This window comes from Arthrobacter sp. EM1, from assembly GCF_029964055.1.
Taxonomy (GTDB): domain Bacteria; phylum Actinomycetota; class Actinomycetes; order Actinomycetales; family Micrococcaceae; genus Arthrobacter.
Map to the genome: position 1 here is coordinate 803,889 of NZ_CP124836.1, position 12,540 is coordinate 816,428.

The following is a 12,540-nucleotide window of genomic DNA, read 5'->3' on the forward strand; positions in this document are numbered from 1 at the left end:
CGCCTTGCGGCCAAAAACCCGCCGGCCGGATGCCGCACGCCCGCTGACCGGCCCCTTCGCCGCCCCCCGGCGCCGGGTTATGGCCGGCACCGGCCTCGCTGTTGCCTCCGCCGTCCTGATTACCGGGGCCATCATTTATCCGGGGTTTAAGACCGCTGAGGTTCAGTTGAACGATGGCGGGGTGTGGGTGGTGTCGAAGTCGAAGAATGCGGTGGGTCGGTTGAATTATCCGTCCCGGGTTTTGGATGGTGCGGTGACGCCGGCGAGTTCGACTTTTGATGTGTTGCAGGATGCCGGGACTGTGTTTGTTGATGATAGTGCGGGTTCGACGTTGAATCAGGTGTCGGCGGCGCAGATGCGGTTGGGTGGGGATAAGAAGTTGCCGGGTTCGGCGGCGGTGAGTTTTGGTTCGGCGGTTATTGCGGTGACGGATCCGGCGAAGGGTACGGTGTGGGCGCTCTCGCCCTCGACGGTGAATGGTTTTGATGCTGAGGAGTCCGAGCCGGTGCTGGCTGGTTCGGCCGGGACGGTCTCTGCGGTGGGTTCCGATGACCGGATTTACAGTGCGGATCCGAAGACCGGTCAGGTGACGGTGACCTCGGTGGATGCTGAGGGCAAGGTGGAGCACTCGAGCGTCAGCGTCTGGGACGGGCTCAAGGGTGCTGGGGACCTGCAACTGAGCGTGGTGGGGGATGCGCCGGTGGTCCTGGATGCGGGGCGGGGAAAGTTGTTCCTGCCGGGCGGGCGTGAGTTGGCGTTGGAGCAGGCTCGGGATGCGAAGTTGCAGCTTTCGGGTCCGGCTGCGGACTCGGTCGCCGTTGCCACGCCGAAGGCGTTGTTGAAACAGCCGCTGGACGGGTCGACGGCGAAGACTGTCAGCTTTGGCGGGCAGGGTGTGCCGGCGGCGCCGGTGCAGCTTGCGGGGTGCATTCATGCGGCGTGGTCGGGGGCGAATAAGTATGTCCGTGAGTGTGTTAATGATGCTGATGACAAGAGCGTGGATGTGCCGAAGGCGAGTGCTTCGCCGTCGTATGTGTTCCGGGTGAACCGGGATTTGGTGGTCCTGAACGATGTGAACTCGGGCAATGTGTGGCTGGTGAACCAGAACATGCAGCTGGTCAACAACTGGGACGACGTCATCCCGCCGCAGCAGACTTCCGACGACGCCGACAAAGACTCCGCCGACGAAGTCCAGCAGACAGTGCTCCCGGACCGCACCAAACCCAACAGTGCCCCCGCGGCCAAACCGGACAGCTTTGGGGTGCGTGCCGGCAAGACCACCATCCTCCCGGTACTGGATAACGATTCCGACCCCGACGGCGACATCCTCACCGTCCGGGCGCCGGATCCGATCAGATCCGGGCTCCTGGCCCCGATCTACGGATCGACCGGATTCCAGGTCAGCGTGCCGGCAGACCGGACCGGCTCGGAAACGTTCAAATACACGGCAGACGATGGCCGCGGGCTCTCCGCCGCGGCCGACGTTACACTCACAGTCATCCCCGCCGGGGAGAATTCCGCCCCGCGGCAGAAAACCAACCGCAACACTGCCCTGGTGGTCCAGTCCGGCAAAATCGTCAGCCAGAACATCCTCCCCGACTGGATCGACCCCGACGGCGATGACCTCTACGTCGTCAGCGCCACCAGCAGCGACCCCCGGGACCAGGTCAAGGCCCGTCCGGACGGCCTGCTGAGCTTCCAGGACGCCGGTGCTGAGCCGGGACGCAAGACCGTCACCGTGACGGTCTCCGACGGCCGGTCCAGTACCGAAGGGAAGATCACCGTCGACGTCCGTGCGGCCGGCGCCCTCCCGCCGATCGCCAACGCGGACCACGTGGTCGCCGTCGCCGGTGTGGACACCCTGATTGCTCCGCTGAAAAACGACTCGGACCCCCAGGGCGGCGCGCTCCGCCTCGCCCAGGTCAGCCCGGACGGCAACTCGACGGCCACGATGGGGGCGGACCAGCAGACCTTTACCTTCAACTCCACCGCCCAGTCCGCCCACTACGTCACCTACCTCGTGACCAACGGCCCGGCGAGTGCCCAGCAGCTGGTCCGCGTCGATGTGGTCCCCGGCGGCGGGGACGGCACCCCCGTGGCCGTCCGCGACACCGCCCTGCTGCCCAGCGGCGGCAGCGTCCTGGTGGATGTGCTCGGCAACGACTCCGATCCCTCGGGCGGTGTGCTGGTGGTGCAATCCGTGACCGCGGCAGACGGCCTGCCCGTGAACGTTGCCGTGCTGGACCACTCCGTTGTCCGGATCACCGACATCCGCGCGCAGGGCCAGCTCAACATCACTTACACCATCTCCAACGGCAAATCCTCCGCCAGCGGGGAGATCGCCGTACTGGTGGTCCCGGCCCCGACCAAGCTCCAGGCCCCGCAGGCGAAACCGGACGAAGCGACCGTGCGGGCCGGGGACGTCGTGACCATCCCGGTCCTGGCGAACGACACCGACCCCAACGGTGGAAAACTCACCCTGGAACCGGTGCTCGCGCAACAACCGGATGCCGCGGACGGCCGCATCTTCACCGCCGGTAACTCCCTGCGCTTCATTGCCGGTGAAGTTCCGAAGACCGTCTACGCGATCTACAAGGTCACCAACGCCTCCGGGCAGTCGGACTCCCAGCAGGTCACCATCCGGGTCCGGGGCCGCGACGACGAGCGGAACACCCGCCCCGAGCCGAAGAACCTCACGGCCCGCGTGGTGGCAGGGATGACCGTCCGGATCCCCGTGCCGCTAGACGGTGTTGATGCCGACGGCGACTCCGTCCAGCTGACCGGCGTGGAGAAGGCCCCCGCCATGGGAACAGCCTTGGTCAAGGACGGCTACCTCGAATTCACCGCGGCCGGCAAGGCGGCCGGAACAGACACCTTCAGCTACCGCGTCCGGGACCGGATCGGCGCCGAAAACACCGGCACGGTCATCATCGGCATCGCGCCGCAGGAGGCAAACAACCAGAAGCCCATCGCCGTCGATGACGGGGTGGACGTCAGGCCCGGCCGCAAGATCGCCGTCGAGGCCCTCCAGAACGATTCGGACCCGGACGGGGACCCGATCAGCCTGGTCGGCAACGGCTTTGAGGCCCGCGGCGAACTCGCGGTCGAGGCGGCCGAGGGTGGCAAGGTGCTCCTTACAGCCCCCGGCGCCGCCAGCAACGAGAGCGTCAGCTACAAGATCCAGGACGACAAAAAAGCTCAGGGCAGCGCCGTCATCCGGGTCCGGGTCAGCCCGGACGCCGCCCTGAAACTGCCCATCGCGAGGGACGACGTGGTGACCCCCGCCGAAACACTTGGCAAGGCCGCCGTCGACGTCCCCGTCCTGAAGAACGACTCGGATCCCGACGGCGTCGGGTCCGACCTTAGGATCAGCCTGCCCGACGGCAACCCGAACGCCCGGGTGGGCGACGGCAGTGTCCGGGTGGCCCTCGCGCCGACGGACCAGCTGGTCCCCTACACAGTTACCGACGTCGACGGCCAAAGCGCGACGGCGGTCATTTGGGTCCCCGGCCAGGGCGAAGAGCACCCCACGCTGGCCAAAACCGACGTCGTCGAAGTGATGGCCGGCAAGCAAATCGACCTGGACCTGAACGACTACGTCCGGGTCCGGGAGGGCCGCACGCCCCGGATCACCCAGCTGGACAACGTCCGTGTGCAGGGCGCTGACCCGCAGAACGTCGTGGCAGGCAACGGCAGCGCGCTGCGCTACGCCGCGCTCAAGGACTATGTGGGCCCCGGCTCCGTCACCTTCGAAGTCACCGACGGCACCGGACCGGACGATCCGCAGGGCCTCAAATCCACCCTCAGTATCATCACCACTGTGATTCCCGATCCGAACGCGAACCACCAGCCGAGCTTCAGCGGAGCCACCCTGGAGGTGCCCAAGGCTGAGTCCGCGAGCCTGGAGCTGGGCAACCTGGCCAAGGACGTTGACTCCGGGGACCAGGAGAAGCTCACGTTCGAACTCGACGGCACCCTGCCCGAAGGCTTCAAGGCATCCATGGATGGCGGGACCCTGAAGGTCACCGCAGACTCCGCCAAGGCCGCCGGCTGGAAGGGCAGCATCCCGGTCAAGGTCACCGATGGCCGCTCCGAGCCGGTCAAGGCAAGCATCACGGCGACCGTCGTGGCCTCCAACCGTCCGCTGCCGGTCGCGAACGAGGACGTCATCGAGAAAGCCAACGCCGGCAAGACCGAGACCATCAATGTGCTCGCCAACGATTTCAACCCCTTCAGCGACACCCCGCTGAAGATTGTCGCCGCCACCGTGGAAACCGGCTCCGCAGCCGGACAGCCAGTAGTTGCCGGGGACTCGATCACGCTCACCCCGGCCGCCGGTTTCAAGGGCGTGCTGGTGCTGCGCTACACCGTGATGGACAAAACCAACGACGTGTCCCGGCAGACCGATGGCCGGGTCCGGATCACGGTCCGGGACAAGCCGGATGCCCCCTCGGCGCCGGCCGCCACCGACGTGCGCAGCCGGACAGCTGTGCTCAAATGGGCGCCGCCCTCGGACAATGGTGCCACCATCAGCAAATACGCGGTGCGCTCCAGCAACGGCTTCAGCCAGGAGTGCCCGACCACCACCTGCACACTCAGCGGACTGACCAACGACGTTAAGTACGTCTTCACCGTAACCGCCACCAACGAGGTGGGGGAGTCCGTGCCCTCGCCGGCCTCCAACGAGATCAGGCCGGACGAGAAGCCCTCGCCGCCGGAGGCCCCCACGGTCAAAGCCGGGGACAAGAACATGGTGATCGCCTGGCCCGCGGCCAAGTCCGAAGGCTCGGCCGTGAAGAGCTACAACCTGGAGATCTCCCCGCCGCCGGCCAGCGGAATCGCCGTGAAAAACGGTGTGGCCGGCCTCGGCTACACCTGGCCCGGGCTGACCAACGGCGTGCGGTACAAGGTCCGCGCCCAGGCCGTCAACGAACTCGGCCCCTCTGAGTGGGGCCTCTACTCGGCCGAAGACAACCCCGCCGGCATGCCGGCCGCCCCGGCAGCCCCGACGACGGCTGTGGCATCCGCCGTCGGGAGCTCCAACCAGCTGAAGGTGAACTGGACCGAGCCGAACACCAACGGCGACGCCATCAAGAACTACTACGTCACCATGAGCGGCGGCGGCGGCACCACCCAGACCCAGCTGGTCGCCGGAACGGTGCGGACCGCGAACTTCACCGCGAACAACTCCGAGGCCGGCTACACCTTCACGGTCCAGGCCGAGAACAAAGCGGGTAAAGGCGCGGTCAGTGCGGCCTCGGCACCGCGCCGTGCCACCGGCAAGCTCAGCCCGGTCTCCGGCGTGAGCGCGACGCCGGCGGACACCGGCGGCGCGGGCCGGGCCGTGGTCATCAACTTCCGCGAACTCGACGCGGCCGGGCGCAACGGCTCCCAGCCCGGGGAGGTCAGCTACACGTACTACGCGAGCCCCAGCGGAAAGACCGGGGCAGTGACGCCGGGCCAGAAGGTCGGCGGCTTCACCAACGGCCAGGCCGGCACCATTACCGTGACGGCCAACTCGTCCGTCGCGCCGAGCTCCGACGCCAGTACCGGGGCCGCCGCCACACCGTACGGCGCACCCGGAACGCCCGCGGCGTCCGGGCAGAACGGCGCCGAGAACCAGAAGAACCTCAGCTTCAACTGGAGCTCGCCGTCCACAACGGGCAACGACGTCGCCTACACGCAAATCAAGATCGACACCGGAGGCTGGGAACGGGTCGCCGCCTCGGGCAGCCGGACCATCAACACCGGCGGCTTCAGTGAACCGCACCAGATCCAGGTCCAGACCGTCAACTCAGTCGGTACCGGCGGTCCGATCGCGTCGGCCTCGGCCCGGTCCGGGACCGAGAAGACCCGTTGGACCACCAGGCTCAACACGGGCATGACCCGCAGCTGCACCGACCTGCCCGGCGCGACGTCGTACGACAACAGCCAGCCGGGGAACTTCACCTGCGACGGCCAGGGCGGCACCAACCGGCCGTGGATGGCAGCGTCCGACGTCTTCGACATCATGTGCTGGAAGCCGCACGGCACCCCGTACAGCGGGAACGGCGAGTGGTACTACATCGTGCGCGGTTCGCCGAACCAGACGCGCTGGATCGATTCGCGGCACACGACTATCGGACCACCCGGGCAGAGCGGCGTTCCGCTGTGCACCTTCCCGGTCGGAGCAACACCATAGCCGCCGGCCCGGGCCGGGAACCGCTCGACGGGCAGTCCTCCCCATCGCATGCCGCCGGATCATTGGGTAGGCTGTGGCGGGAAGTGCGCGGCCCTGTCTCGGGTCTGCCGGGGAACCACAACGCAATCTTGAAGGAATCTGAGCTGTGACACGTCTGCTCGCCACGCTGGAATCCAAAATGCCGGGATCCAAGAAACCCGGATCAACGAAGCCGCGATCCGGCCATCCTGGGTCCAACGCACGGCGCAAGAAGCTTATTGCTGGTGCCGCTATTGTGTCTGCTGCGGCCGTCCTGGTTGCTGCTGCCATCATTTATCCGGGGTTTAAGACCGCTGAGGTTCAGTTGAACGATGGCGGGGTGTGGGTGGTGTCGAAGTCGAAGAATGCGGTGGGTCGGTTGAATTATCCGTCCCGGGTTTTGGATGGTGCGGTGACGCCGGCGAGTTCGACTTTTGATGTGTTGCAGGATGCCGGGACTGTGTTTGTTGATGATAGTGCGGGTTCGACGTTGAATCAGGTGTCGGCGGCGCAGATGCGGTTGGGTGGGGATAAGAAGTTGCCGGGTTCGGCGGCGGTGAGTTTTGGTTCGGCGGTTATTGCGGTGACGGATCCGGCGAAGGGTACGGTGTGGGCGCTCTCGCCCTCGACGGTGAATGGTTTTGATGCTGAGGAGTCCGAGCCGGTGCTGGCTGGTTCGGCCGGGACGGTCTCTGCGGTGGGTTCCGATGACCGGATTTACAGTGCGGATCCGAAGACCGGTCAGGTGACTGTGACCTCGGTGGATGCTGAGGGCAAGGTGGAGCGCTCGAGCGTCAGCGTCTGGGACGGGCTGAAGGGTGCGGGGGATTTGCAACTGAGCGTGGTGGGGGATGCGCCGGTGGTCCTGGATGCGGGGCGGGGAAAGTTGTTCCTGCCGGGCGGGCGTGAGTTGGCGTTGGAGCAGGCGCGGGATGCGAAGTTGCAGCTTTCGGGTCCGGCTGCGGACTCGGTCGCCGTTGCCACGCCGAAGGCGTTGTTGAAACAGCCGCTGGACGGGTCGACGGCGAAGACTGTCAGCTTTGGCGGGCAGGGTGTGCCGGCGGCGCCGGTGCAGCTTGCGGGGTGCATTCATGCGGCGTGGTCGGGGGCGAATAAGTATGTCCGTGAGTGTGTTAATGATGCTGATGACAAGAGCGTGGATGTGCCGAAGGCGAGTGCTTCGCCGTCGTATGTGTTCCGGGTGAACCGGGATTTGGTGGTCCTGAACGATGTGAATTCGGGCAATGTGTGGCTGGTGAACCAGAACATGCAGCTGGTCAACAACTGGGACGACGTTATCCCGCCCAAGAACCAGTCCGATGACCAGGACCAGGAGTCGGCGGACAACAACACCATCAATATCCTGCCGGACCGCACCAAACCCAACCGGCCGCCGGAAACCAAACCGGACGCCGTCGGCGTCCGTCCGGGCCGCACCACAGTCCTGTCCGTACTCGATAACGATTCCGACCCCGACGGCGACGTCCTCACGGCCTCCGTGGGCGACAAAGGCCCCGCCTCCGGCGGCCTCGAGAACATCTACGGCGGCACAGCTTTCCAGGTCACAGTGCCGGCCGACGCGAAACCGGGCACCGAAACGTTCGGCTACAGCGCCGCAGACGGCCGCGGTCTCTCCGCCGCCGGCAGCATCACCCTCAGCGTCGTGGGCCCGGACGAGAACAGGCCGCCCTTGTTCAAACGCGGAGACCCCACCACCATGCTGGTGGAGCAGGGCAAAACCGTCAGCCAGAACATCCTCACCGACTGGACTGATCCCGACGGCGATGACCTGGTGCTGATGGACGCCAAGGCGGACAACGAACAGGACCAGGTCAAGGTCCGCCGCGACGGCCTGCTCACGTACCAGGACTCCGGCGCCGCGCCCGGTAAAAAATCCGTTACGGTGTCCATCTGGGACGGGCGCGCCACCACCACTGCCAAAGTCATCGTCAACGTCCAGCCCCCCGGCGCCCTGCAGCCGGTGGTCAACGCGGACCACGTCACCGCCGTCGTCGGCCAGGACCTCCTGATCGCGCCGCTGAAAAACGACGTCGACCCCAACGGCGGCGCCCTGCGCCTCGCCCAGGTGGAAGGCGCCGGAACCGCCCAGCTGGGACCCGTGACGGACGGTGGCACTTTCACCTTCCGCAGCGACACCCCCGGACCGGTTTACCTGACGTACATTGCCAGCAACGGCCCGCAGAGCAGCCAGGGCCTGATTCGTGTAGACGTTGAATCCGGCAAGGACTCCGGCAAGCCGGTGGCCGTCCACGACGTCGCGCTGCTGCCGGTCGGCGGCAGTGTGCTCCTGGACCCGCTGGCCAATGACTCGGACCCGTCCGGGGGAGTGCTGGTGCTGCAGTCCGTCCAGCTGCCGGAGAACACAACAGCCTCTGTCAGCGTGATCGATCACAGCATGCTGCGGATCACTGACGTTGTGGGCACCAAGGAACCCTTTACCTTCAGTTACACCATGTCCAACGGCACCAGGTCGGCCACGGGCAGCGTCGCCGTGGTCCCGGTCCCGGCCCCCGCCGTCGTCGAGGCCCCCCAGCCCAAACCGGACGAAGTGAACGTGCGGGTCAACGACGTTGTCACCATCCCGGTGCTGGCCAACGACACGCACCCGCAGGGCGAAAAGCTGAGCGTGGACCCGGTGCTCCCGCAGCCCGTCCCGTCGGCCGACGGCAAGAGTTTTATCTCCGAAAACACGCTGCGCTTCATCGCCGGCGCCGAGCCCAAGACGGTCCGCGCCATCTATAACGCCGTGGACCCGCAGGGCCAAAAGAGCGCCGCTGCCGTCACCATCCACATCCTGCCGCTCGACGGCGCCCAAAACACCCGGCCGCAGCCGAAAAACCTCACCGCCCGCGTCGTGGCGACCGGGTCCGTGCGGATCCCGGTGGAACTCGACGGGATCGACCCCGACGGCGACTCGGTCCAGCTGACCGGCATCGACAGCACCCCCGCCATGGGCACAGCCACAGCGGGCAGCAACTTCATTGACTTCACGGCAGCCGGGGACGGCGCCGGAACGGACAGTTTCCGCTACAAAGTCGTGGACCGGCAGGGAGCCATCAACACCGGCACCGTGACCGTCGGGATCGCCCCGCGCGGTGACACCAACCAAAAGCCGACCCCTGTCGATGACGAGGTCAAGGTCCGGCCCGGGCGGCAGATCGCGGTGGACGCCATGCGCAACGATACCGATCCCGACGGCGACCCCATCCGGATCGCCGGCGACGGCATCGAGGCCGCCCCGGAGCTGCAGGCGACAGTCAGCAAGCAGAGCTCCCGCATCATCCTGCTTGCACCAGGCGGGGAAGGCACCGTTAACGTGCGCTACTCGGTGGCGGACGACCGCGGCGCGACGGCCCAGGCGGCCATTTCCGTCAAGGTCGACAAGAACGTCCCGCTGCTGGCTCCGGTTGCCCGGGATGACCGGGTGACCTCTGCCCAGACGCTCGGGAAAACGGCCGTCGACGTCCCCGTCCTGAAGAACGACGAGGACCCTGACGGCGTGGGCGAGAACCTCAAGATCGCCTCTGAGGTGCCCACGGCGAAGCCCGGCACCGACGGCAACATGATCGTGGAGCTGACGGAGCAGCCGCAGCTGATCCCCTACACCGTCGAAGACGTGGACGGCCAGCAGTCCACCGCCATCATCTGGGTCCCGGGGCTGGGCCAGCAGGTACCCACCCTGGCCAAGGACGAGGTCATCGAGGTTATCGCCGGGCAGTCCGTGCCAGTGGACCTCAAGGAGTGGGTCAAGGTCCGCGAGGGCCGCACGCCGCGCCTGACCCAGACGGACCGGATCAAACTTATTGGCGCCGACGGCTCCGACCCCGTGGCCGGCAACGGCACTGCCCTGAAATACAGTGCGGGCAAGGACTATGCGGGTCCCGGTTCCCTCAGCTTCGAGGTCACCGACGGCTCCGGCCCGGACGACCCCGCCGGCCTGAAAGCAACCCTCAGCATCCGCACCAGGGTGCTGCCGGACCCCAACCGCAACAACCCGCCAGTGCTGCTGGGCAGCCAGGTGGACGTGCCCAAGGCTGACTCCGCCACGACCGACCTGGCCAAGTTGACCACCGATCCGGATGACGGCGACGTCGACACGATGAAATACGAGCTCGTCGGCAGCGTGCCGGCCGGCTTCGATGCCAGCATCGACGGCAAGACCCTAAGAGCCGCCGCCAAGGACGGCACCAATGCCGGGACCGCGGGCGCCGTCCAGGTCAAGGCCAAGGACCCCCGGGGACTCGAGGCGACGGCCACCTACCAGCTCACCGTGACCGCCTCCAACAGGCCCAAACCGGTCGCCAACGACGACGTCGAAACCAACGCCGCCGCCGGGAAGCCCGTCACCGTCAGGGTGCTCGACAACGATGCCAACCCGTTTCCGGAGACCGCGCTGAAGATTGTCTCGGCAGTGACCGAGACGGGCCAGGGCACCGCCGCCGCCACCGGCGACACCGTCACGGTGACCCCTGCCGACGGGTTCTCGGGAACCATGATCGTGGCCTACACGGTGGCGGATAAGACCGGCGAGTCCTCGCGCTACGCCACGGCCCGGATCCGGCTGACGGTCAAGGACAAGCCGCTGGCGCCGACCACGCCGCAGGCCGCGAGCGTGGGGGACAGCACTGCGTTGCTGAACTGGGCCGCGCCAGCGGACCGCGGCTCGGCCATCACCAAATACACGGTGTTTGGGGAGGGCGGCTACAGCCAGGACTGCCCGGCCAACTCCTGCACGCTGACCGGACTGACCAACAACACCAAATACCATTTCCAGGTCACGGCCACCAACGCCCTGGGCACCTCGGAGCGGTCCCCGGCATCGGCCGAGGTACGCCCCGACGTTAAGCCGGACACCCCGGCCGCGCCGGCCCTGAAGTTCGGCGACACCCAGCTCGCCGTGGCCTGGACGGCCCCCGCGTCCAAGGGCTCGCCGGTCAAGTCCTACGACCTGGAAATCTCGCCGGCGCCGGCAGGCCAGAACGCCCAGATCCAGAACCTCACCTCGGTGAGCTACCTCTGGAAGGGCCTCAAAAACGGTGTCGCCTACAAGGTCCGCGTCCTGGCCCGGAACGATGCGAAGGAGCCCTCCGAGTGGAGCGCCTATTCGGCCGCCGAGACTCCGGCAGGGGTCCCGGTGACCCCGGCGGCACCGAGCGCCAGCCAGGCCGGTTCCGTGGGGAACCAGAGCCAGCTTAAGATTTCCTGGGCGGCGCCGAACAACAACGGCGACGCGGTCTCGGCCTATACGCTGACTACCCTGAACGGCGGCGCGCCGGTATCGACCCAACAGGTCGCCGGCACCTCGCAAAACGTCACGGTGGCGAATTCGGAAGCGGATTACACCTTTACTGTTTCGGCAACCAACAAGGCCGGGACCTCCGGAGTGAGTCCGCAGTCAGCCCGGATCCGGGCCGCAGGCAAGCCCGGCACGGTCAGCAGCGGGACCGTAAAGGAGACCGGCACCAGCGGCCAGTTGGCCGTGACGTTCACGCCGCTCACGCAGGCCCAGCGCAACGGCTCCCAGGCCACGGAGATCACCTACCGCTGGTCCACCGCCAGTGGCTCCGGCCCGATCAACGCCGGCGGCGGCACCATCGGCGGCCAGCCGAACGGCCAGAACGTCACCGTCAACATCATCGCCGCCTCCACCAAAAACAATGTCGCCGGGGACGCGAACGCGATCGGTACGGGCAATCCATACGCCCCGCCGAACGCCCCCAACGTCAACGGCGGCAAGTCAGGTGCCGGGGATGGCCAGGTCCACTGGACGTGGAACAACCCCAGCACCAACGGCCGGCCCCTGGCCCGGTATGAAGTGAACCTCGACGGCGGCGGCTGGACATCCGTTGGCACGGCCAACAGGTTCGATGCTGCCGGGGGCGGCTGGGACAAGACCAGGACCCTGCAGGTGAGGGCCTTCACAGTGGCCTACGGCGGGGCGGGACAGGCATCGGCCACGTCCGGGAACGATCCCACACCGCCGCCGCCTGCCTCGCAGATCCAGGTCGATGCCTCAAGCGTCCGGACGTGCCCGGGCCAGCCGGGAAAGCCTGATTCCTTCGTCCCCGGTTCCCCCTCGAGCTGCGGTGTCGGTTGGGTGGATCGGGCCGAGGGCAAGCTCACCATCAACTGCACCAAGGACATTTACGGCAACGGCACACCCTGGTTCCGTGTGACCCAGGGCAGCCACCCAAATTGGTTCGTCAAGTCCACCACAGTGGATCTGTACGGACCCCGGCCCGGCGGCTGCTGATGCCTGCCACTGTCCCCAACGCCGCCCCCCGCGGGGCTCCCCGCCGCCGGCACCCCACGCAATTCCA

Annotated in this window: 2 protein-coding genes; both read left to right on the forward strand. The window is 66.9% G+C overall.

All coding sequences use genetic code 11. From position 1 onward, the window contains the following. Positions 1 to 79 precede the first annotated feature (79 nt). Positions 80 to 6,181: an Ig-like domain-containing protein gene (locus tag QI450_RS03580; protein ID WP_282468161.1), complete on the forward strand. Its 6,102-nt coding sequence runs from the start codon at positions 80 to 82 to the stop codon at positions 6,179 to 6,181. Positions 6,182 to 6,755: 574 nt separating this feature from the next. Further along, positions 6,756 to 12,473 (forward strand): Ig-like domain-containing protein, encoded by a 5,718-nt coding sequence (locus QI450_RS03585; RefSeq protein ID WP_282359245.1) that lies wholly within the window; start codon positions 6,756 to 6,758, stop codon positions 12,471 to 12,473. The last annotated feature ends 67 nt before the right edge of the window (positions 12,474 to 12,540 follow it).

Excerpts from the sequence above, each read along its gene's own strand:
- QI450_RS03580 (WP_282468161.1), top strand. The coding sequence starts at position 80 with ATGGCCGGCACCGGCCTCGCTGTTGCCTCCGCCGTCCTGATTACCGGG.